Origin of the sequence: Burkholderia pyrrocinia (genome assembly GCF_003330765.1) — a bacterium.
Lineage (GTDB): Bacteria > Pseudomonadota > Gammaproteobacteria > Burkholderiales > Burkholderiaceae > Burkholderia > Burkholderia pyrrocinia_B.
Genome location: NZ_CP024902.1, coordinates 2,671,974 through 2,691,719 on the forward strand (window position 1 = coordinate 2,671,974; position 19,746 = coordinate 2,691,719).

General features: G+C 67.1%; 22 protein-coding genes. 11 read left to right on the forward strand and 11 right to left on the reverse strand.

The window, feature by feature from the left end; all coding sequences use genetic code 11:
• Positions 1–13: 13 nt before the first annotated feature.
• Positions 14–646 carry a TetR family transcriptional regulator gene (locus CUJ89_RS12905; RefSeq protein ID WP_049031880.1) on the reverse strand — a complete coding sequence of 211 codons (633 nt, stop codon included), beginning with the start codon at positions 644–646 and terminating at the stop codon, positions 14–16.
• Between the two features lie 156 nt (positions 647–802).
• On the opposite strand from CUJ89_RS12905, the gene rsxB reads away from it, so the two are divergent.
• A complete protein-coding gene (gene rsxB / locus CUJ89_RS12910) occupies positions 803–1,825 on the forward strand; it encodes an electron transport complex subunit RsxB (protein WP_114177657.1) in 1,023 nt (340 codons plus the stop codon).
• A complete protein-coding gene (nth, locus tag CUJ89_RS12915) occupies positions 1,822–2,466 on the forward strand; it encodes an endonuclease III (RefSeq protein ID WP_114177658.1) in 645 nt (214 codons plus the stop codon). The genes rsxB and nth overlap by 4 nt, the downstream gene beginning before the upstream one ends.
• Before the next feature lie 95 nt (positions 2,467–2,561).
• Here the strand turns inward: nth and CUJ89_RS12920 are convergent, their stop codons facing one another.
• Entirely contained in the window at positions 2,562–3,491 is a 930-nt protein-coding gene (locus CUJ89_RS12920) for a DMT family transporter (protein ID WP_114177659.1), read from the reverse strand.
• 245 nt (positions 3,492–3,736) lie between these two features.
• Between CUJ89_RS12920 and CUJ89_RS12925 the strand changes: the two genes are divergently transcribed.
• Positions 3,737–4,204: a DUF1841 family protein gene (locus tag CUJ89_RS12925; RefSeq protein ID WP_236654889.1), complete on the forward strand. Its 468-nt coding sequence runs from the start codon at positions 3,737–3,739 to the stop codon at positions 4,202–4,204.
• Positions 4,205–4,289: 85 nt separating this feature from the next.
• Here CUJ89_RS12925 and CUJ89_RS12930 read toward each other — a convergent pair whose 3' ends face one another.
• Both CUJ89_RS12930 and CUJ89_RS12935 read right to left on the reverse strand, forming a co-directional pair.
• Complete coding sequence (locus CUJ89_RS12930; RefSeq protein ID WP_048249238.1) at positions 4,290–4,649, reverse strand: c-type cytochrome; 360 nt, start codon at positions 4,647–4,649, stop codon at positions 4,290–4,292.
• A gap of 39 nt (positions 4,650–4,688) precedes the next feature.
• Positions 4,689–5,048, reverse strand: a complete 360-nt coding sequence (locus CUJ89_RS12935) for a c-type cytochrome (RefSeq protein WP_114177661.1) — start codon at positions 5,046–5,048, stop codon at positions 4,689–4,691.
• Positions 5,049–5,293: 245 nt separating this feature from the next.
• On the opposite strand from CUJ89_RS12935, the gene CUJ89_RS12940 reads away from it, so the two are divergent.
• The 5 genes from CUJ89_RS12940 to CUJ89_RS12960 all read left to right on the forward strand — a co-directional run bounded on the left by CUJ89_RS12940 (position 5,294) and on the right by CUJ89_RS12960 (position 10,422).
• Positions 5,294–6,136 (forward strand): AAA family ATPase, encoded by an 843-nt coding sequence (locus tag CUJ89_RS12940; protein ID WP_114177662.1) that lies wholly within the window; start codon positions 5,294–5,296, stop codon positions 6,134–6,136.
• A gap of 27 nt (positions 6,137–6,163) precedes the next feature.
• Positions 6,164–7,339, forward strand: a complete 1,176-nt coding sequence (locus CUJ89_RS12945) for a vWA domain-containing protein (protein WP_114177663.1) — start codon at positions 6,164–6,166, stop codon at positions 7,337–7,339.
• Between the two features lie 56 nt (positions 7,340–7,395).
• Complete coding sequence (locus tag CUJ89_RS12950) at positions 7,396–8,607, forward strand: benzoate/H(+) symporter BenE family transporter (protein ID WP_114177664.1); 1,212 nt, start codon at positions 7,396–7,398, stop codon at positions 8,605–8,607.
• Between the two features lie 168 nt (positions 8,608–8,775).
• Positions 8,776–9,729: a transaldolase gene (tal, locus tag CUJ89_RS12955; protein ID WP_114178600.1), complete on the forward strand. Its 954-nt coding sequence runs from the start codon at positions 8,776–8,778 to the stop codon at positions 9,727–9,729.
• A gap of 240 nt (positions 9,730–9,969) precedes the next feature.
• Positions 9,970–10,422: a VOC family protein gene (locus CUJ89_RS12960; RefSeq protein WP_114177665.1), complete on the forward strand. Its 453-nt coding sequence runs from the start codon at positions 9,970–9,972 to the stop codon at positions 10,420–10,422.
• A gap of 62 nt (positions 10,423–10,484) precedes the next feature.
• On the opposite strand, the gene mctP is transcribed toward CUJ89_RS12960, so the two are convergent.
• From mctP to CUJ89_RS12975, 3 genes are all read right to left on the reverse strand, one after another.
• Positions 10,485–12,035: a monocarboxylate uptake permease MctP gene (gene mctP / locus CUJ89_RS12965; RefSeq protein ID WP_114177666.1), complete on the reverse strand. Its 1,551-nt coding sequence runs from the start codon at positions 12,033–12,035 to the stop codon at positions 10,485–10,487.
• Positions 12,032–12,274, reverse strand: coding sequence for a DUF3311 domain-containing protein (locus tag CUJ89_RS12970; protein WP_114177667.1), 243 nt, complete (start codon positions 12,272–12,274; stop codon positions 12,032–12,034). Before CUJ89_RS12970 ends, mctP begins: the two co-directional genes overlap by 4 nt.
• A 199-nt stretch (positions 12,275–12,473) precedes the next feature.
• Entirely contained in the window at positions 12,474–13,391 is a 918-nt protein-coding gene (locus CUJ89_RS12975) for a spermidine synthase (protein ID WP_114177668.1), read from the reverse strand.
• Between the two features lie 170 nt (positions 13,392–13,561).
• On the opposite strand from CUJ89_RS12975, the gene CUJ89_RS12980 reads away from it, so the two are divergent.
• Complete coding sequence (locus CUJ89_RS12980) at positions 13,562–13,840, forward strand: YlcI/YnfO family protein (protein WP_114177669.1); 279 nt, start codon at positions 13,562–13,564, stop codon at positions 13,838–13,840.
• A 41-nt stretch (positions 13,841–13,881) separates the two neighbouring features.
• Entirely contained in the window at positions 13,882–14,136 is a 255-nt protein-coding gene (locus CUJ89_RS12985) for a hypothetical protein (RefSeq protein WP_114177670.1), read from the forward strand.
• 40 nt (positions 14,137–14,176) lie between these two features.
• On the opposite strand, the gene CUJ89_RS12990 is transcribed toward CUJ89_RS12985, so the two are convergent.
• From CUJ89_RS12990 to CUJ89_RS13005, 4 genes are all read right to left on the reverse strand, one after another.
• Positions 14,177–14,653, reverse strand: a complete 477-nt coding sequence (locus tag CUJ89_RS12990; protein WP_114177671.1) for a DNA-deoxyinosine glycosylase — start codon at positions 14,651–14,653, stop codon at positions 14,177–14,179.
• A complete protein-coding gene (locus tag CUJ89_RS12995) occupies positions 14,653–15,249 on the reverse strand; it encodes a chorismate--pyruvate lyase family protein (protein ID WP_114178601.1) in 597 nt (198 codons plus the stop codon). The genes CUJ89_RS12990 and CUJ89_RS12995 overlap by 1 nt, the downstream gene beginning before the upstream one ends.
• Positions 15,250–15,257: 8 nt before the next feature.
• Entirely contained in the window at positions 15,258–17,156 is a 1,899-nt protein-coding gene (htpG, locus tag CUJ89_RS13000) for a molecular chaperone HtpG (protein ID WP_114177672.1), read from the reverse strand.
• Positions 17,157–17,314: 158 nt separating this feature from the next.
• Positions 17,315–18,772: a PLP-dependent aminotransferase family protein gene (locus tag CUJ89_RS13005; protein ID WP_114177673.1), complete on the reverse strand. Its 1,458-nt coding sequence runs from the start codon at positions 18,770–18,772 to the stop codon at positions 17,315–17,317.
• 231 nt (positions 18,773–19,003) lie between these two features.
• On the opposite strand from CUJ89_RS13005, the gene CUJ89_RS13010 reads away from it, so the two are divergent.
• A complete protein-coding gene (locus CUJ89_RS13010) occupies positions 19,004–19,696 on the forward strand; it encodes a VOC family protein (protein ID WP_114177674.1) in 693 nt (230 codons plus the stop codon).
• The last annotated feature ends 50 nt before the right edge of the window (positions 19,697–19,746 follow it).

Here is a 19,746-nt window from a genome sequence, read left to right on the forward strand (position 1 = left end):
GCTTGTCGGCGCCTCAGCGCCGCAGCAGATACGCGAGCAGTACCTCGGTGTTCATCCGGACCATCTCCGCGCGCTCGTCGGTGTCGGTGAAGTCGCGACCGAGCGTCGCGGCCAGCGTGAAGCGGTTCGACACGATGTAGTAGCCGAGCCCCGACAGCGTCACGTAGAAGCGCAGCGGATCGACATCGCCGCGGAACAGCCCGGCCTTCTGGCCGCGCATCAGCACGTTGCCGAGCTTCGCGACGATCGGCGACATCATCTCGCGGATCCGCGTCGACTTGTGCAGGTAGCGCGCTTCGTGCAGGTTCTCGTTGTTGATGAGCCTGAGCAGCTCCGGATGGTCGCGGTAGTAGTCCCAAACGAAATGCGCGAGCCGCGTGACGGCTTCGACCGGCGCGACGCCGTCGAGATCGAGCACGCGCTCGGCCTCGGTCAGCGCGGAGAACGCGTGTTCGAGCACGGCCGTAAACAGCTGCTCCTTGCTGCCGAAGTAGTAATAGAGCATGCGCTCGTTGGTTTCGGCCCGGCGCGCGATCTGGTCGACGCGCGCACCGAACAGCCCTCCACTCGCGAACTCTTCGGCTGCCGCCATCAGGATGCGGCGGCGCGTACCTTCAGGATCTCTTTTGATTTTTGGCTGATTCATGGTGGCGTTTTGCTATGTGAGCCGCGTGATCCGGACCGGCACCCCCACCGCCTCGGCGCCGGCCGCCCTGGAACGGGCGCACCGCGTGCGGCCGCCCTCCTGCTGAGCCCCTGCAAAAAAGCGGTTCGATTATGCGCACAGACGGCGTCCAGCGCAATGCGGGAAATCGGCGATAATCGAGCTTTGGCAAACCTTTCCGGCCGCGCCCGCCGCGGCCGAGAGCCATTCAGCGCCGCTGCGCCCGTTGTCACCGTGACCGACTCCAAAACACTCGCAGATCGCATCGAAGATCTGCTTCCCCAGACGCAATGCACGAAGTGCGGCTATAACGGCTGCCGTCCGTACGCCGAGGCAATCGCCGCCGGCGACGCGAACTACAACCAGTGCCCGCCCGGCGGCGCCGAAGGCATCGCGCGCCTTTCGAGCCTGCTCGGCAAGCCGGTGATTCCGCTGAACCCCGTCAACGGCAGCGAGCATCCGCGCGCCGTCGCATTCATCGACGAAAACCTTTGCATCGGCTGCACGCTGTGCATGCAGGCGTGCCCGGTCGACGCGATCGTCGGCGCACCGAAGCAGATGCACACGATCGTCGAGTCGCTGTGCACGGGCTGCGACCTGTGCGTGCCGCCTTGCCCCGTCGACTGCATCGCGATGGTGCCCGTGACCGGCGATCGCACGGGCTGGGACGCGTGGTCGCAGGAACAGGCGGATGCCGCACGCGAACGCCATGACCTCCGGCTCGCCCGTCAGCGCCGCGAACGCGAGGCCGCCGAAGCTCGCGCGGCCGCACGCCGCGCAGCCAGTGCCGCGAAGCCGGCCGCAGGACAACCCGCGACACCACCTGGTCCGCAGCCCGGCGCGCCGGCCGCCGCACCGGCCGCCGACGACGCCGACGCGAAGAAACGCGCGATCATCGCCGCCGCGCTCGAACGTGCGCGCAAGAAGAAGGAAGAACTGGCCGGGCTGGATGCCGGGCCGAAGAACACCGAAGGCGTGAGCGCGGCCGTCCAGGCGCAGATCGACGCGGCCGAGGCTCGCCGCAAGCGGCTCGCCGAACAGCAGGCGCAGCGTGACGCCGAAGCCGCAGCGCCGGGCAGCAACGACGGCGACACTGGCAACGACGACAGCAACGACGACAAAGGCGGCCCGTCCGCGCCGCCCGACCAGAACGCTCCATGAACGCCAGCAAACGACACGCGATCTACGAAACACTGCAGAGCCTCAATCCGCATCCGACCACCGAGCTCGAATACACGACGCCGTTCGAGCTGCTGATCGCCGTGATGCTGTCCGCGCAGGCGACCGACGTGTCGGTCAACAAGGCAATGCGGAAAATGTTTCCGGTTGCAAACACCCCGCGACAAATCGTCGCACTCGGTGAGGAAGGCGTCGCCGAGTACATCAAGACGATCGGTCTCTACCGGACCAAGGCGAAGAACGTGATCGCGGCGTGCCGGATCCTGCTCGATCGCTACGACGGCGAGGTGCCGGCCGATCGCGAAGCGCTCGAAAGCCTGCCGGGCGTCGGCCGCAAGACCGCGAACGTCGTGCTGAACACCGCGTTCGGCGAGCCGACGATCGCGGTCGACACGCATATCTTCCGTGTCGCGAATCGCACGGGGCTCGCACCGGGCAAGGACGTGCGGGCCGTCGAGGCCGCACTCGAGAAGTTCACGCCGAAGGAATTCCTGCAGGACGCGCATCACTGGCTGATCCTGCACGGGCGCTATGTGTGCAAGGCCCGCAAGCCCGAATGCTGGCACTGCGCGATCGAGCCGCTGTGCGAATTCAGGCCCAAGACGCCGCCGCCCAACGAGTAAGCGTCAGGCACGACACCGTGCCGGCCGATCGAATCGGCCCGGCGCAGCCCGCTCCGCAAGCCCTGTCGTGGCGCACGCGGCTTTCCCCTCCCCGACTACGCGTTGGACGTCGCGGTGGCATCGTCGGCCGCCGCACCGCCCGCGCGCACGAGCGCCAGCACGGCCGCGAGGATCGCAACGCCGCCCGCCCATTGCAGCGGCGACAGCGCTTCACCGAACAGCAGCGCCGCGAGCGCGACCGTCACGACCGGTTCGAGCGTCGACAGCATCGACGTGCGCGCGGCCCCGAGCCGCTCGAGCCCGGCGAAGAACGCGAGCATCGCCGCGACCGTCGATACGAGCGCGATCGCGAGCATCGACGCCCAGCCGCCGGCCGTCGCGGGCCAGCGCGGCGGCGCACCGAACGCGGCCGTCCGGACGACCGCTATCGCCACCAGCGTCGCGGTTGCCGACAGGCAGATGATCGCGGTGGTCGCGAGCGGATCGACGCCGCGCGTCGCCTTCGTGCCGCCGACGATGTACAGCGAATAGATCACCGCGGCGGCCAGCGCGAGCGCGATCCCGAGCGGCTCGCCGTGCCCGCCGCCGACCATCAGCGCCGAACCCGCGACGCACAGCACCAGCGCGACGGCCTTCGCACGCGTGAGGCGCTCGCCGAGCCACCACGCGGCCAGCAGCGTGACGAAGGCCGGATACAGGTACAGCAGCAGCGCGACGAGGCTCGCCTGCGCGTGCTGCAGCGCGCTGAAATAACAGAATGACTGCCCGACATAGCCGAGCGCGCCCATCGCCACGAGCGGCGCGAGCGCGCGCCCGCGCGGCCATGCGACGCGGCGGTGCCGCGCGATCGCGGCGAGCACCGCGCCGCCGATCGCAAAGCGCACGATCAGCAGCCCGAGCACGTCGACACCGGCCGCATACGCGTAGCGGCCGAAGATCGCCATCGCGCCGAACGCGGCGGCGGACAGCGCGACGTAGAGCGTGCCCTGCAGGGCGGCGGACGATGAGCGGACGGTAGCGGTCATGACGGAGCGGGTGGGAACGGCGCGGCAACGGGAATCGTGCGAGTGTAGCGGCGCGGCGGCTGCGGGCCTAGCCCGCGCTTACCCCGCGCTTACTCGTTTCGCAGCCCCGGCGCGGGGCGGTCGCAACCGACCACCCCCGCGCACCCACGCCGCCAGGCCGGCCCCTCCGCCATCGCAGTCGCACCAACCGCTCCAGGCCGCCGCCAGCACCGTCCGCCGAGCCGGCGTACAATGCGCGACGCGGCATGACGCCGCCCGAATCACGACGTTCCCCCATCATGTTCAATCCAAGCCGCGACGAAGTGCGTCGCTTTTTCACCGAGACCTGGCGCAAGCAGCGCGCCGGCGAGATCCTGACGCCGCTGGAAGCGATAGCAGCCGACTGGATCGTCGAGCATCCCGAATACCACGCCGAACTCGCCGATGCCGACGGCGCGGCCGCGCGCGACTACACGCCCGAGGAAGGCCGCACGAATCCGTTCCTGCACCTGTCGATGCACCTCGCGATCAGCGAGCAGTTGTCGATCGACCAGCCGCCCGGCATCCGCGCCGCGCACGACAAGCTGGCGGCGAAGCTCGACTCGACCCACGACGCGCAGCACGCGATCATGGAATGCCTCGGCGAGACGATCTGGGAAGCGCAGCGCACGAACACGCCGCCCGATACCGACGCGTACCTGCAGCGCATCCTGCGCCGCGCGTCGCACGACTGAGCGCCGCGGCGCCGGGCCGCGGACAAAAAAATACCCCGCCTCGGCGGGGTATTTTTGCTGCGCGGGCCTGTCGGGCCCGTCGCGCTTACTTCTTGAACACGAGGTCGGTCTCTTTCAGCGACTCGATGTAGGACGCGATGTCCTTCATGTCGCTGACCGACAGGCTCTGCACCTGCGCCTGCATGATCGCGTTGTTGCGGCCGAGCAGCGGGTTCGTCAGGCCCATCTGGTACTGGCGCATCGCCCACACGAGGTAGTCGGCATGCTGGCCGGCGAGGCGCGGATATTCGGCGTTGATCGGCTTGTTCATCTGCGCGCCGTGGCAGGCGGCGCAGTTGTGCGATTCGACCAGTTCCTTGCCCTTCGTGGCGTCCGCCGCGTGCGCAGTACCGATCGCGAGGCCGGCCGCCAGTGCAACCGCCGCCGTCTTGAATGCGTTGTTCATGAATGCTCCTGTCCCGCCGGAGAGATCGGCGGCGCGCGCTTACTTGTAGGGATTGTCCTTCGAGTCGGCCTTCTGGGCGGCGTAGTAGGCCGCCAGATCCGCGATGTCCTGGTCCGTCAGCGAACCGGCGACGGCGTTCATCGACGGGAAGTGACGATCCTTCTTGCGGTAGGCCTTCAGCGCGTTCTCGAGGTATTGCTGGTTCTGGCCGCCAAGGACAGGCACCCGGTAGACCTCCGGGTACGCCGCGCGGTAGTCCTGGATGCCGTGGCAACCGATGCACATGGCGGCCTTGCTCGCCCCGTCCTTCGGGTTGCCGACCACACCGGCCGCCTGCGCGCTGCCCGCGAGCGCCACGAGCGCTGCGACAACGACGTGTTTGCCGACGAATTTGTTCATAGCTCTTGTAACCTAGCTTGAGGGGAAACTGGCGCCGAAGCGGCAACGGCCCGCGCCGTGTTGCTGATCGGATCGCCACGCAGGCCAAAAAAAACGGCCAGATTGTACCGCGTCGGCGGGGAACGCGTCCATAAGGCGCCCCGGTTCGCCCGGCCACAGCCCCGCAACGATACGCGGGCGCGGCCAAACCGGACAGCCCTTCTGACTTATACTGGGTTTTTTTCCGGATAAAGAAGAGCGCCGCCATGCGTTTCGAAGGGTCCTCGCACTACGTCGCCACCGACGATCTGAAGCTCGCGGTCAATGCCGCACTGACGCTGCAACGCCCGCTGCTGATCAAGGGCGAGCCCGGCACCGGCAAGACCATGCTCGCCGAGGAAGTGGCCGCCGCGCTCGACATGCCGCTGCTGCAGTGGCACATCAAGTCGACCACGAAAGCGCAGCAGGGCCTGTACGAATACGACGCCGTATCGCGGCTGCGCGACTCGCAGCTCGGCGACGCGCGTGTGAAGGATATCTCGAACTACATCGTCAAGGGCGTGCTGTGGCAGGCGTTCGACGCCGAGCACCCGAGCGTGCTGCTGATCGACGAGATCGACAAGGCCGACATCGAATTCCCGAACGACCTGCTGCGCGAACTCGACCGGATGGAATTCCACGTGTACGAGACGCGCGAGACCGTGCGCGCGAAGCACCGCCCGCTCGTCATCATCACGTCCAACAACGAGAAGGAATTGCCCGACGCGTTCCTGCGCCGCTGCTTCTTCCACTACATCCAGTTTCCCGACCCGTCGACGATGCAGAAGATCGTCGCGGTTCACTTCCCGGACATCCGCGAGGAGCTGCTGCGCGCGGCGCTCGAGAGTTTCTTCGAGCTGCGCGGCGTGTCGGGCCTGAAGAAGAAGCCGTCGACGTCCGAGCTGCTCGACTGGCTGAAGCTGCTGCTCGCCGAGAACATCCCGGCCGACACGCTGCGCGGCGTGGACGCGAAGCAGATCGTACCGCCGCTCGCGGGCGCGCTGCTGAAGAACGAGCAGGACCTGAGCCTGCTCGAACGGCTCGTCTACATGAACCGGCACAACCGGTAATCCTCCCCCACCCGCGAAGGCCCGGCCATGCTGCTCAATTTCTTCTACGCGCTGCGCGCAGCCAAGCTGCCCGTCTCGGTGAAGGAATACCTGACGCTGCTCGAATCGCTGAAGGCCGGGCTGATCTCGCCGTCGATCGATGCGTTCTACTTCCTCGCGCGGATGACGCTCGTCAAGGACGAGCAGTACTTCGACAAGTTCGACCAGGCGTTCGGCGCGTATTTCCACGGCGTGTCCGCGCTGCCGTCCGAAGCGTTCGACATTCCGCTCGACTGGCTCGAGAAGCGCCTCGAGCGCGAGCTGTCGCCGGAGGAAAAGGCGCAGATCGAAGCGATGGGCGGGCTCGACAAGCTGATGGAGCGCTTGAAGGCACTGCTCGACGAGCAGAAGGAACGCCACGAAGGCGGCAACAAGTGGATCGGCACGGGCGGCACGTCGCCGTTCGGGCACGGCGGTTTCAACCCCGAAGGCGTGCGCATCGGCGGCCCGTCAAACGGCAACCGCACCGCGGTGAAGGTGTGGGAGGCGCGCGCGTACCGCGACTACGACGATTCGGTCGAGATCGGCACACGCAACATCAAGGTCGCGCTGCGGCGGCTGCGCCGCTTCGCGCGCGAGGGCGCCGCCGAAGAACTCGACCTGCCCGGCACGATCCACAGCACGGCCGCGAACGCGGGCTGGCTCGACCTGCGGATGGTGCCCGAGCGCCACAACAACGTGAAGGTGCTGATGCTGCTCGACGTCGGCGGCTCGATGGACGACCACATCAAGCGCACCGAAGAGCTGTTCTCGGCCGCGAAGGCCGAATTCAAGCACCTGGAATTCTTCTACTTCCACAACTGCGTGTACGACCACCTGTGGAAGAACAACCGCCGCCGCCACTCGGAACGCACCGCGACGTGGGACGTGCTGCACAAGTTCACGCCCGACTACAAGCTGATCTTCGTCGGCGACGCGACGATGAGCCCGTACGAAGTGCTGCAGCCCGGCGGTTCGGTCGAATACAACAACCCGGAAGCCGGCGCCGTGTGGCTGCGCCGCCTCGCCGACCAGTTCCCCCATCATGCATGGCTGAATCCCGAGCCCGAGCGGCTATGGGAATACCGGCAGTCGGTCGCGGTCATCCGCGACCTGCTCGGCCATCGCATGTATCCGCTCACGCTCGCGGGCCTCGAAACCGCGATGCGCGCACTCAGCAAGTAACGAAGCCAACCAGCAGACACGCAGGCCGCGTCCGGGCGGCCTCCCCCGGAGATAGCATGAACCCCTCGCCCACCGCGAGCGCTGGCCGCGCCGGCGGCCGCCGCTTTTTCGCCGACACGTCCGTCTCGGCGCTCGTCGCCGGCTTCGTCGCGATGATGACGGGCTACACGAGTTCGCTCGTGCTGATGTTCCAGGCCGGCCGCGCCGCGCACCTCACCGATGCGCAGATCTCGTCGTGGATCTGGGCGCTGTCGATCGGCATGGCGCTGACGACGATCGGCCTGTCGCTGCGCTTTCGCGCGCCCGTCGTCGTCGCGTGGTCGACGCCCGGCGCCGCGCTGCTGATCGCGTCGCTGCCCGGCGTGCCCTACGCCGAGGCGATCGGCGCGTTCGTCGTATGCGCGCTGCTCCTGACGGCCGTCGGCGTGAGCGGCCTGTTCGACACGCTGATGCGCCGGATTCCGGCCGGCATCGCCGCCGCGCTGCTGGCGGGCATCCTGTTCGAGATCGGCATCGAGATCTTCCGCGCCGCGCAGTTCCAGACCGCGCTCGTGCTCGCGATGTTCTTCACCTACCTGATCGTCAAGCGGCTCGCGCCGCGCTACGCGATCGTGACGACACTGATCGTCGGCACGGCGGCGGCCGGCGGCCTTGGCCTGCTCGACTTCAGTCATTTCCACATCGCGCTCGCGAAGCCCGTGTTCACGATGCCCGCGTTTTCGATCGCGTCGATCGTCAGCATCGGCATTCCGCTGTTCGTCGTCGCGATGGCGTCGCAGAACGTGCCGGGCATCGCGGTGCTGCGCGCGGACGGCTACCCGACGCCATCGTCGCCGCTGATCGCGACGACTGGCCTCGCGTCGCTGCTGCTCGCGCCGTTCGGCTCGCACGGCGTGAACCTCGCGGCGATCACGGCCGCGATCTGCACGGGCCCCGAAGCGCACGAGAATCACGCGAAGCGCTACACGGCCGCCGTGTGGTGCGGCACGTTCTACCTGGTCGCCGGCATCTTCGGCGCGACCATCGCCGCGCTGTTCGCGGCGCTGCCGAAGGCGCTCGTCGTGTCGGTCGCCGCGCTCGCGCTGTTCGGCTCGATCATGAGCGGGCTCGCGAACGCGATGCAGGACCTGAAGCAGCGCGAAGCCGCGCTCGTCACGTTCATGGTCACCGCGTCGGGCCTCACGCTGCTGTCGATCGGCTCGGCGTTCTGGGGGCTCGTCGCAGGGATCGTCACGCAGGTGATCCTGAACGCGCGGCGCCCCGCATGACGCGGCCGCCCGCGTGTTGCGGCGGCGCTCGGGCACGCCAAAACGTGCGCGACACGAATCGGGCCTAAAATGATGGATCGGAAGCGGCGCCCGGCGCCGCTTCGCTTCGCCGCCGCGCTCGCGCGGCCCGTGAGAACCCGGCGCCCCGCGCCCTTCTTCCGAATCGCCATGACTACCGCACTCGACCAGCTGAAACAGTACACGACCGTCGTCGCCGACACGGGCGACTTCCAGCAGCTTGCGCAATACAAGCCGCAGGACGCGACCACGAACCCGTCGCTGATCCTGAAGGCCGTCCAGAAGGATGCGTACAAGCCGATCCTCGAGAAAACCGTCCGCGATCATCGCAACGAAAGCACCGGCTTCATCATCGACCGCCTGCTGATCGCGTTCGGCACCGAGATCCTGAAGCTGATCCCGGGCCGCGTGTCGACCGAGGTCGACGCGCGCCTGTCGTTCGACGCGAAGCGCTCCGTCGACAAGGCGCACGAGCTCATCAAGCTGTATGAAGCCGCCGGCATCGGCCGCGAGCGGATCCTGATCAAGCTCGCGTCGACGTGGGAAGGCATCCGCGCGGCCGAGGTGCTGCAGAAGGAAGGGATCAAGTGCAACATGACCCTGCTTTTCTCGCTCGTACAGGCCGCCGCATGCGCGGACGCCGGCGCGCAGCTGATCTCGCCGTTCGTCGGCCGCATCTACGACTGGTACAAGAAGCAGGCGGGCGCGGAATGGGATGAAGCGAAGGACGGCGGCGCGAACGATCCGGGCGTGCAGTCGGTGCGCCGCATCTACACGTACTACAAGACGTTCGGCTACAAGACCGAAGTGATGGGCGCCAGCTTCCGCACGACCAGCCAGATCACCGAGCTCGCCGGCTGCGACCTGCTGACGATCAGTCCCGATTTGCTGCAGAAGCTGCATGACAGCAACGAGACGGTTTCGCGCAAGCTGTCGCCGGAATCGCTGCAGGACAAGCCGTCCGAGCGCGTCGCGATCGACGAGGCATCGTTCCGCTTCCAGCTGAACGACGAAGCGATGGCGACCGAAAAGCTCGCCGAAGGCATCCGCGTATTCGCCGCCGATGCGGTGAAGCTCGAGAAGCTGATCGACGCGCTGCGCTGAAGCGGGTTTCGCGTCAGCGGCTGTCAGCAACGCTGACAACAGCCGTCAGCAGACGCGCTGCAAACGGCCGCGAACCTTGCGTTCGCGGCCGTTTTATTTTTCATTCCATCGTCAAGCGCGCGCACTACAATCCACGTCACGGGTGCGCCGTCCGCCTCGCGGCATGCCCTTTCCCAGTCAATCTTGCACGACGCCGAACCCGCGCCGACGCGTTGGCTCGGCCCATCACAGGAGACAACGATGCAAGTTCAACCGTACCTGACGTTCTACGGTCGCGCCGACGAAGCCCTTCAGTTCTACGAAAAGGCGCTCGGTGCGAAGACGATGTTCAAGATGCAGTTCAAGGATGCGCCGCCGAATCCCGAACACCCGATCACGCCCGAGATGGCCGACAAGGTGATGCATGCGAGCTTCACGATCGGCGACTCGATGATCATGTGCTCGGACGGCGACTGCAGCCAGCCCGGCGGCACGCACGCCGGCTATTCGCTGTCGCTGAACCCGGCGACGGTCGAAGAAGGCCAGAAGCTGTTCAATGCGCTCGCCGACGGCGGCGAAGTGACGATGCCGTTCGGCAAGACGTTCTGGGCGCTCGGCTTCGGGATGGCGAAGGACCGTTTCGGCGTGCACTGGATGATCAACGTCGAGGACCTGTCGCAGCGCGAGGATCTCGCAAAGCGCGCGCAGGGCTGACGCCGAAAAAACGCCCGCCACCTCGCGGTGGCGGGCGTTTTCATTGCCGCGCGTCGTCCGTCTCAACCCTCGACAACGTCGAAATAGTCCTCCGGCCGCGTGCGATCCTCCGCATGCGCCATGCCCATCACGCGTACCAGCACGCTCACCGCCACCGATACCACCAGGTTCACGATCAGCGACCACACCGCCGCGTAGCCGGGAATCGCGAGGCCGAACAGGTGGATCGTGAAGATCGAGCTCGCGAGCTTCAGCGACACCGCCATCCACGTGCCGCACACGATGCCGGCCGCCCAGCCGGCCAGCAAGCCGCGATGGTCGAGCACGCGCGTGTAGAGGCCGAGCACGATCGCGGGCAGCGTCTGGATGATCCAGATCCCGCCGAGCAGTTGCAACTGGATCGCGTAGGTCAGCGGCAGCCCGAGGATGAACGCGACCGCGCCGACCTTCACGATCAGCGAAGTGAGCTTCGCGACGTGCGTCTCCTGGTCGTGCGTCATGTTGCGGTTCACGAACTCGCGGTGGATGTTGCGCGTATAGAGGTTCGCGGCCGCGATCGACATGATCGCCGCCGGCACCAGCGCGCCGATGCCGATCGCCGCGAACGCGACGCCGACGAACCATGACGGGAAATACTCGAGGAACAGCGCGGGCACCGCGAAGTTCGGGCCGAATGCCTTGAAGTACGGCGCGTACTGCGGCATGTCCTTCACGCCCGACGCGAGCGCCATGTAGCCGAGCAGCGCGAGCAGGCCGAGCACGAACGAGTACGCGGGCAGCATCGCCATGTTGCGGCGGATCGAGTTGCCGGACGACGACGACAGGATGGCCGTAACCGAGTGCGGATACAGGAACAGCGCGAGCGCCGAGCCGATCGCGAGCGTCACGTACGCGCTGTAGCCGTTCAGGCTCGCCGCGTCCGGCGCCTTCAGCAGCAGCTTCGCGGGCGGTACGCTCGCGAAGATGTGCCCGAAGCCGCCGAGCTTCGCCGGAATCACGATGACCGCCGCGGCGATCGTGATGTAGATCAGGATGTCCTTCACGATCGCGATCATCGCGGGCGCGCGCAGCCCCGACGTGTACGTGTACGCGGCGAGGATCGCGAACGCGATGATCAGCGGCAGGTCGCCGACGAAACCGGTCGTATCGAAGCCGAGCGCGCCGATCACCACTTCGATGCCGACGAGCTGCAGCGCGATGTACGGCATCGTCGCGAGGATGCCCGTCACCGCAATCGCGAGCGCGAGCATCCGGCTGCCGTAACGCGCGTTGACGAAGTCGGCGGCTGTCACGTAGCCGTGCCGCTTCGCGATGCTCCACAGCTTCGGGAACACGACGAACGCGAACGGATAGATCAGGATCGTGTACGGCAGCGCGAAGAAGCCCATCGCGCCGGCGCCGAACACGAGCGCGGGCACCGCGACGAACGTGTACGCCGTGTAGAGGTCGCCGCCGAGCAGGAACCACGTGACGATGGTGCCGAAGCGGCGTCCGCCGAGGCCCCATTCGTCGAGATGGGCGAGATCGCCGCGCCGCCAGTTCGCGGCCAGGAAGCCGATGATCGTGACGCCGATGAAAAGCAGGACGAAGACGAAGGTTGCGCCGAGATTCATCGTGCACCTCCCTGCGGGCCGCTCGCCTTCCATGCGTTCTTGGTCTTGAAATACACGAACGCGGTGATGATCGCGCTAATGAAGACCCAAAGCAGCTGGTACCAGTAGAAAAACGGAAAACCGAACCATTGCGGTTCGATCTTGCTGTACGACGGCACCCAGACCATCGCGATCAGCGGCAGCACCAGCAGCCAGAGCCAGCGCTTGGCGGCCCGGTTGGCGTCGGCATCGTGAGCCATGACGTCTCCTCATCTTTCCCGGTTATCGATCTTGTTGAGCGGGTACGGCGGCGAGAGGAGCGGCAAAACGGGTAAGCTGCGGCCCCCCTGGCTTCGCGCCAGTATAGAAGCCGCGAGCACGCGGTCAAGCGGGGGCGAACCCGAGGTGATCCGCCCCTTGTCGCGCGGTTGCACCGGCATGCCGCCGGTGCATGAAGCGTCAGATCGCGAACGAGGCGTCGCGTGCGCCGGTCGTTTCTTTCAAAGCTTTCACCCACTTGCGCGCGGGCAGCTTCAGCGTGTCCTCGATCAGCCTGGCGCGCACGTCGAGCTGCGCGAACGGCACATCGAGCGCGGGGCCCGAGAACGCGATCGCGATCCGGTTGCCGTCGTGCACCTCGGGCAGCGCGATCACGCGCTGATCAAACGCGGCGTTCAGGTGCTTCATGTTGCGCACGAAGCTCGGATGATCGCCGAACAGGTTGATCGTCGCGATGCCTGCGTCGGCGAGGCAGCCGCGCACCGCGCGGTAGAACCCGACGCTGTCGAGCACGGGGCCGCGCGCGGTCGCGTCGTACAGGTCGATCTGGATCGCGCCGGTCGTGCCGCGGTTGGCCGGATCGTTGACGAAATCCCACGCGTCGGCTTCGTGCACGGCGAGGCGCGCGTCGTCGGGCGGCAGCGCGAACATCGTGCGCGCGGCAACGATCACGGCCGGGTTCAGTTCGACGGCCTCGACCTTCGCGTGCGGCAGGAAGCGGTGCGCGAACTTGGTCAGCGCGCCGGTGCCTAGCCCGAGCTGGACGACCCGCTCGGGTGTTTCGAGGAACAGCAGCCACGCCATCATCTGTTGCGCGTATTCGAGCTCGATATGCAGCGGCTTCGAGATCCGCATCGCGCCCTGCACCCATTCGGTGCCGAAATGCAGGAAGCGTACGCCGCCCTCTTCGGAGAACGTGACGGGCGCGAAGCGCGGCTTGCGCGGTGCTTCGAGCACGGGCACATCGTCGTGTTCGTCGATTTCAGGGCGGCGCTTGACGCGCGGCGGCTGGAGTTTTTCGGAGCCGTTGTAGGCGGACGGCTTGGCGTGCTTGAACGCGCGCGCCTCGGCGGACGCGCGCTTGATCAGTCGGGTCATGTGTGAATCTCGCTCGGTGAAGCTGGTTTTGGCGGACGAGAGGATAGCATTGGCGGGAGGTGGCGGCTGTTGGAGACAGATCCACCGTTACGCTCCGTTGATCGGCCAACGTGCAACCACGCTCGGCGTGAACGATAATGCATCGCAACCGTGTTGGAGGAAGTTGCCTGATGAAGACCGCCATTTTTCCATCCATCCACGTCGAGCCGGAACTGCTCAGCGCTGCCGAACGCGTCCTGCGTGACGGCGAAACGCTGTCGAGCTTCGTCGAGCAATCAATCCGTGAAGGCATCGAGCGTCGACAGCTTCGAAGCGAGTTCATTGCACGCGGCCTGGCATCCCGCGACAGCGCAATGCACACGGGTCAGTATGTTTCGTCGTCCGACGTACTCGAACGGCTGGAACGCCGGCTCGATGCGATGCGTGACCGCCAGCGGCAAGCTCGCTGACTGAACGCCCGCGTCACAACCGTCAGACGACGAGGGACCACATGGCCTCGAACGACAAGAAGATCTGGTTTCCGGCCAAGCGCTACGGATGGGGATGGGGGTTGCCGATCGCGTGGCAGGGCTGGCTCGTGCTGCTGCTGTTCGTGATCGGGATCGTCGCGAGTGCGTGGCTGCTGCCACCGCACAAATCACCGTTCGCGTACGGCGCGTGCATTGTGGTGCTATCCGCAATGCTGATCGCCGTGTGCTGGATCAAGGGCGAGAAGCCCGGATGGAGATGGGGCAAGGACGATTGAGCGTCGGGAGCAATGCCCCTCCCCGGCGCTCATGCCAACGTCAGCCGCAAATCCCCCACCACTGCACCAGCTTCTGCTCGAACGACAGCATCGCATTCGCCGGGCTCGACGAAGGCAGCACCAGCGTCTCGTACCCGGCCGCGCCGATCACGTCGGCGAACCGCCCCGCCGTCTTGCCGTTGAAGCACACGCGCTTCAACAACGGCGCATGTTCGCGCAACGCATCGAAATCATTCGGCTTCGCATGGCGAATCGCCGAATCGAGACTCCCATCGCGATGACACGCGGCGAGCACGTCCCAGATGCCGATCCCGTGCGTCAGCACGCGTTCGAGCCGCGCGTCATACGCCAGCTCGTGCAACCCGTGCTCGCCGAGCACCGTGCCGAGCAAGCGCCAGAACTGATTGCGCGGATGCGCGTAGTACTGCGCGGCATCGAGCGACGCCTCGCCCGGAAAGCTGCCGAGGATCATCGTGTGCGTATTCGCCCCGACGATCGGCGGAAAACCCCGCAACATCACGCGTCCCCGCCGTACCCGCCCGTTCGCGGCCCATCGCCGTGCACCGCGAGATGCCGCCACAGCGCGGGCAGCATGCACTCCGTCACCATCAACGGCTCGCCGTGACGCTGGAACACCGAGCGCCGCGCAACGAACGCGTGCGGCGCGCGCACGCCGCCGAGTGCATGACTCGCGAGCGTGTACAGAGGATGACCGGCGATCACGCGCCGGCTGACGAGCGCCGAGCGCTCGACCTGCGGATCGCTGTACAACAGCTCGGCGAGCGGCCGCGTGCGCAGCCGCCGCATCGCCTGCCACACGCCCTTGCTCGCGGCGAGCGGCGCGAGGCTGTGCGCGGCGACGTACGGCGTGCCGTCGACCGACAGGATCACCTCGCGCACCCACATCGGCGCACGCGGCGCGCGCGCGACGGCCGCATGCTCGTCGAACCACGGACAGTCGACGGCCTCGCGCGTCACGCGTACGTTCACGCGGCCGAGCCGCGCGAGATGCGCGGTCAGCGATCCGCCGCGCGTCAGCCAGTCGCGCTGGTCGAGCGTGCAGCCGGGCCGCGGCGTCTCGCGCCAGCCGGCCTGACCGCCGTCGAATCGCATGCGCGCGTTCACGCGGCCCGTGACAGCAGCAGCGCGTTGGTCCGCTTCACGAAGCTCGCCGGATCGTCGAGCATGCCGCCCTCGGCCAGCAGCGCCTGATCGAACAGCAGATGGCACCAGTCGCCGAAATCGGCGCTGTCGGCCTTCAACTGCTTCACGAGCGCGTGCTCGGGATTGATCTCGAGGATCGGCTGCATCGCCGGCGCGTTCTGGCCGGCCGCCTTCAGCATCCGCTGCAGGTAGCCGCTCATGTCGTTGTCGTCCGCGACGAGGCACGACGGCGAATCGGTCAGGCGGAACGTGACGCGCACTTCCTTCACCCTGTCGCCGAGCGCTTCCTTCATCTTCTCGACGACCGGCTTGATCGCCTCGCCCGCTTCTTCCTGCGCCTTCTTCTCTGCGTCGTTCAGCTCGCCGAGATCGAGGTCGCCGCGCGCAACGCTCGCGAGCGGCTTGCCGTCGAATTCCTGCAGGAACGACAGCATCCATTCGTCGACGCGGTCGGTCAGCAGCAGCACCTCGACGCCCTTCTTGCGGAACACCTCGAGATGCGGGCTGTTCTTCGCGGCCTGCCATGCGTCGGCCGTCACGTAGTAGATCTTGCTCTGCTCGGGCTTCATGCGCGACACGTAGTCGGCAAGCGACACGTCCTGCGCATCGGTGTCGCCGTGCGTCGACGCGAAGCGCAGCAGCTTCGCGATGCGCTCGCGGTTCGCGTGATCCTCGCCGAGGCCTTCCTTCAGCACCTGGCCGAACGCGCCCCAGAACGTCTTGTACTGCTCCTTGCCGGCATCCTCTTCCGCGTTGGCAAGCTCTTCGAGCATCGACAGCGCGCGCTTCGTCACGCCTTCGCGGATCGCCTTCACGTCGCGGCTTTCCTGCAGGATCTCGCGCGACACGTTCAGCGGCAGGTCAGCCGAATCGACGACGCCCTTCACGAAGCGCAGGTATTGCGGCAGCAACTGCTCGGCGTCGTCCATGATGAACACGCGCTTCACGTACAGCTTCAGGCCGCCGCGATAATCGCGGTTCCACAGGTCGAACGGCGCGTGCGACGGCACGAACAGCAGTTGCGTGTATTCGCTGCGGCCCTCGACGCGGTTATGCGTCCACGTGAGCGGATCCTGGTGGTCGTGCGCGATGTGCTGGTAGAACTGCGTGTACTGCTCGTCGGTGATGTCGCTCTTCGAACGCGTCCACAGCGCACTCGCCTGGTTGACGGTCTCGTCCTCGTCCTTCAAGACCATCTCGCCCTTTTCCTGATCCCATTCTTCCTTCTGCATCAGGATCGGCAGCGCGATGTGGTCGGAGTACTTCTGGACGATCGACTGCAGGCGGTGCGACGACAGCAGCTCGTCCTCGCCTTCGCGCAGGTGCAGCGTGATGGTCGTGCCGCGCTGCGCGCGCTCGATCGCGTCGATCGTGAAATCGCCCTCGCCCGCGCTTTCCCAGCGCACGGCTTCGCTTGCCGGCAGCCCCGCGCGGCGCGTCTCGACGGTGATCTTGTCCGCGACGATGAAGCCCGAGTAGAAGCCGACGCCGAACTGGCCGATCAGCGCCGCATCCTTCTGCTGGTCGCCTGACAGCTTCGTGAAGAATTCCTTGGTGCCCGAACGCGCGATCGTGCCGAGGTTCGCGATCGCCTCGTCGCGGCTCATGCCGATGCCGTTGTCGTCGATCGTGATCGTGCGCGCGGCCTTGTCGTAGCCGATGCGGATACGCACGTTCGGATCGTTCTCGTACAGCGCGTTGTCCGCGAGCCCTTCGAATCGCAGCTTGTCGGCCGCATCGGACGCGTTCGACACCAGTTCGCGCAGGAAGATTTCCTTGTTGCTGTAGAGCGAATGAATCATCAGATGGAGGAGTTGCTTGACCTCTGCCTGAAAGCTCATCGTTTCGTGTGCCATGGATGCTGTTTCCTCTTACTTGAACTTGAATGATGTGACGCAGGCGCCCGGCGCGCGATGCCGGCAAGCCCGTGAAGGGCGACCGCCTGGCGCAAGCGGTTTGCGCGCGTATCTGGGGACGGCGCGCACGATTTCAAGGGCCGGCGTGCCCCGTCGCGTCACGGCGCCCGTCGCACGGCCGAGTCGATATAGCGCGCAAGCAACCCCGGCAGAGCCGGATCGCCGCAGTTCGCGACGTTGAAGCGCATCCACGTCGACGGCGATTGCTGCGGCGAGAACAGGCTGCCGGGCGTCAGCAGAAAGCCGGCTTCGTGCGCGACCGCCGCGAGCGCGTCCGAATCGACGCCGGTGTCGGCCCACAGGAACATCCCGGCCGCCGGCATCGTGAAGAGCCCGAGCCCCGTGCGCTCGAGCATCCGCGCGGTCTTGTCGCGCACGCCGTCGAGCCGCGCGCGCAGCCGCTCGACATGACGCCGGTAATGCCCTTCGGTCAGGATCTTGTAAAGCACGCGCTCGTTGAGCTCGGGCGTCGTCATCCCGACCAGCATCTTCTGGTCGGTGACCGCCTTCGCGATCTCCGGCGCGCACGCGACGTAGCCGACCCGCAGGTTCGCCGCGAGCGTCTTCGAATAGCTGCCGAGGTAGATCACGCGCTTCAGCTGGTCGAGGCTCGCGAGGCGCGTGGCCGGATAGCTCGGCGGGCACAGGTCGCCGTACACGTCGTCCTCGACGACGAGGAAGTCGTAGGCCTCCGCGAGCTTCAGGATCCGGAACGCCTGCGCGGCCGACAGCGACGTGCCGGTCGGGTTCTGCAGCACCGAGTTGATCACGAGCATCTTCGGCCGCCACATCTGCACAAGCGTCTCGAGCGTGTCGAGATCGGGGCCGTCCGGCGTGTACGGCATCCCGACGAGCTGCGCGCCCTGCGACGCGAAGCGGCCGAACATCTGGAACCAGGCCGGATCGCCGACGATCACCGCATCGCCGGGCCGCACGTAGATCCGCGAAATCAGGTCGATCGCCTGCGTGATCCCCGATACCAGCACGAGCTGGTCGGGCGTCGCGCCGATCTCGACCTCGGCGAGGCGCGTCTGCAGTTGCTGGCGCAGCGGCAGGAAGCCCTGCGCAGTGCCGAAGCCGAGCATCTGCGCGCCGGACTGGCGCCCGAGCGCGCGCAGCGCGCCGGTGATCAGCTCGCCGTCGAGCCAGCGGCCCGGCAGGTAGCCGAGACCGGGCCCCTTTTCCGGGCTGACGGTGTGCAGCATGTTGCGCAGCAGCCAGACGACGTCGATCGTGTTGTGCACGGGCGCGGCCTCGGACACGCGCGCCACGCTGTCGGCCGGCTGCGGGCCGGCCGTGCGTTCGCGCACGTAGAAGCCCGAGCCGCGCCGCGAGTCGAGGTAGCCCTGCGCGACGAGGCGCTCGTACGCCTCGACGACGGTGAAGCGCGACACGCTCTTGTCGAGCGCGAGCTTGCGGATCGACGGCATCCGCATGCCGGGCCGGAACACGCGCTCGTCGATGCGTCGCCGTGCCCACTGGACAAGCTGGTCGACGAGCGTCAGCGTGGCCGTATCGTGCGGCGCAGGAATCTGGGCAAGGGGAACGGTGGACATGGGGCGGCAACTCCAACTGTACCGAAGGCTATCGCGCCGATTGTACCGTTACTGTGCCGGTATCGACGATTACAGTTGACCGGAATGGCGACCGTGCGGCCGCCGTTCCGGCCCCGCTGCACCTGGAGCCGCGCCGGCCGGCCTGCGTCGCGGCCCGTGCGCCGGCCGGTCCGACAACCGCCCGGCACATCGCCCACCCACCATGACACTTTCGCTCCCCGACCGACGTTCATGCCAGCCCGCTCCCTGACACTCGACCATCTCGTGATCGCCGCGCGCACGCTCGACGACGGCGTGCGCCATGTCGCCGACGCGCTCGGCATCGAACCGGCCGGCGGCGGCCGGCACCCGCTGATGCGCACCCATAACGCGCTGTTCGGCGCATGGGGCGGGCTCTACCTCGAAGTGATCGCGATCGACCCCGACGCGCCCGGCCCGGACGACGCCGCTACGCCGCCGCGCGCGCGGCTGTTCGGGCTCGACGATCCGGCGATGCACGCACGGCTCGCGCAGGGCCCGTTTCTCGCGCACTGGGTGGCGCGCGTCGACCGCCCGCGCCAGCTCGCGCTGTGGCAAAGCCAGTACCCGGCCCGCATCCCGCCCGTGGTCGCGATGCGACGCGGCGACCTGAGCTGGGGCCTCACGGTGCCCGACGACGGCGCATTTCCCGCGTGGCAGGGTTCGGGCGACGGCCTCGTGCCGTCGCTGATTCAGTGGGACAGCCCGCGCCACCCGGCCGAATCGCTGCCGCCCGACAGCATCGCGCTGACAGCGCTCAAGGGCGCCCATCCGCGCGCGGCGCTCATCCGCGAGCAGCTCGACTGGCTCGGCGCCGCCCACCTGATCGACCTCGAATCCGCCGACGGCCCACCCGCGCTGGTCGCCGAATTCGACACGCCGCAGGGCCCGCGCACGCTGCGCTGAACGCCCCGCCGCCGCCCTCGATTACCCCAACCCTGCAATACGGAGACACC

What these genes read in the sequence shown, in the direction of transcription:
- CUJ89_RS12995 (WP_114178601.1), bottom strand. Translation starts at nt 15,249, where the DNA reads ATGCGATTCGACGGCGGTCAGGCCGGCTGGCGCGAGACGCCGCGGCCC.
- CUJ89_RS12960 (WP_114177665.1), top strand. Translation starts at nt 9,970, where the DNA reads ATGCAAGTTCAACCGTACCTGACGTTCTACGGTCGCGCCGACGAAGCC.
- CUJ89_RS12970 (WP_114177667.1), bottom strand. Translation starts at nt 12,274, where the DNA reads ATGGCTCACGATGCCGACGCCAACCGGGCCGCCAAGCGCTGGCTCTGG.
- CUJ89_RS12950 (WP_114177664.1), top strand. Translation starts at nt 7,396, where the DNA reads ATGAACCCCTCGCCCACCGCGAGCGCTGGCCGCGCCGGCGGCCGCCGC.
- rsxB (WP_114177657.1), top strand. Translation starts at nt 803, where the DNA reads ATGCGGGAAATCGGCGATAATCGAGCTTTGGCAAACCTTTCCGGCCGC.
- CUJ89_RS12920 (WP_114177659.1), bottom strand. Translation starts at nt 3,491, where the DNA reads ATGACCGCTACCGTCCGCTCATCGTCCGCCGCCCTGCAGGGCACGCTC.
- mctP (WP_114177666.1), bottom strand. Translation starts at nt 12,035, where the DNA reads ATGAATCTCGGCGCAACCTTCGTCTTCGTCCTGCTTTTCATCGGCGTC.
- CUJ89_RS12930 (WP_048249238.1), bottom strand. Translation starts at nt 4,649, where the DNA reads ATGAACAACGCATTCAAGACGGCGGCGGTTGCACTGGCGGCCGGCCTC.
- nth (WP_114177658.1), top strand. Translation starts at nt 1,822, where the DNA reads ATGAACGCCAGCAAACGACACGCGATCTACGAAACACTGCAGAGCCTC.
- CUJ89_RS12975 (WP_114177668.1), bottom strand. Translation starts at nt 13,391, where the DNA reads ATGACCCGACTGATCAAGCGCGCGTCCGCCGAGGCGCGCGCGTTCAAG.
- CUJ89_RS12980 (WP_114177669.1), top strand. Translation starts at nt 13,562, where the DNA reads ATGAAGACCGCCATTTTTCCATCCATCCACGTCGAGCCGGAACTGCTC.
- CUJ89_RS12945 (WP_114177663.1), top strand. Translation starts at nt 6,164, where the DNA reads ATGCTGCTCAATTTCTTCTACGCGCTGCGCGCAGCCAAGCTGCCCGTC.
- CUJ89_RS13010 (WP_114177674.1), top strand. Translation starts at nt 19,004, where the DNA reads ATGCCAGCCCGCTCCCTGACACTCGACCATCTCGTGATCGCCGCGCGC.
- tal (WP_114178600.1), top strand. Translation starts at nt 8,776, where the DNA reads ATGACTACCGCACTCGACCAGCTGAAACAGTACACGACCGTCGTCGCC.
- CUJ89_RS12940 (WP_114177662.1), top strand. Translation starts at nt 5,294, where the DNA reads ATGCGTTTCGAAGGGTCCTCGCACTACGTCGCCACCGACGATCTGAAG.
- CUJ89_RS12905 (WP_049031880.1), bottom strand. Translation starts at nt 646, where the DNA reads ATGAATCAGCCAAAAATCAAAAGAGATCCTGAAGGTACGCGCCGCCGC.
- CUJ89_RS12990 (WP_114177671.1), bottom strand. Translation starts at nt 14,653, where the DNA reads ATGTTGCGGGGTTTTCCGCCGATCGTCGGGGCGAATACGCACACGATG.
- CUJ89_RS12925 (WP_236654889.1), top strand. Translation starts at nt 3,737, where the DNA reads ATGACGCCGCCCGAATCACGACGTTCCCCCATCATGTTCAATCCAAGC.
- CUJ89_RS12985 (WP_114177670.1), top strand. Translation starts at nt 13,882, where the DNA reads ATGGCCTCGAACGACAAGAAGATCTGGTTTCCGGCCAAGCGCTACGGA.
- CUJ89_RS13005 (WP_114177673.1), bottom strand. Translation starts at nt 18,772, where the DNA reads ATGTCCACCGTTCCCCTTGCCCAGATTCCTGCGCCGCACGATACGGCC.
- htpG (WP_114177672.1), bottom strand. Translation starts at nt 17,156, where the DNA reads ATGGCACACGAAACGATGAGCTTTCAGGCAGAGGTCAAGCAACTCCTC.
- CUJ89_RS12935 (WP_114177661.1), bottom strand. Translation starts at nt 5,048, where the DNA reads ATGAACAAATTCGTCGGCAAACACGTCGTTGTCGCAGCGCTCGTGGCG.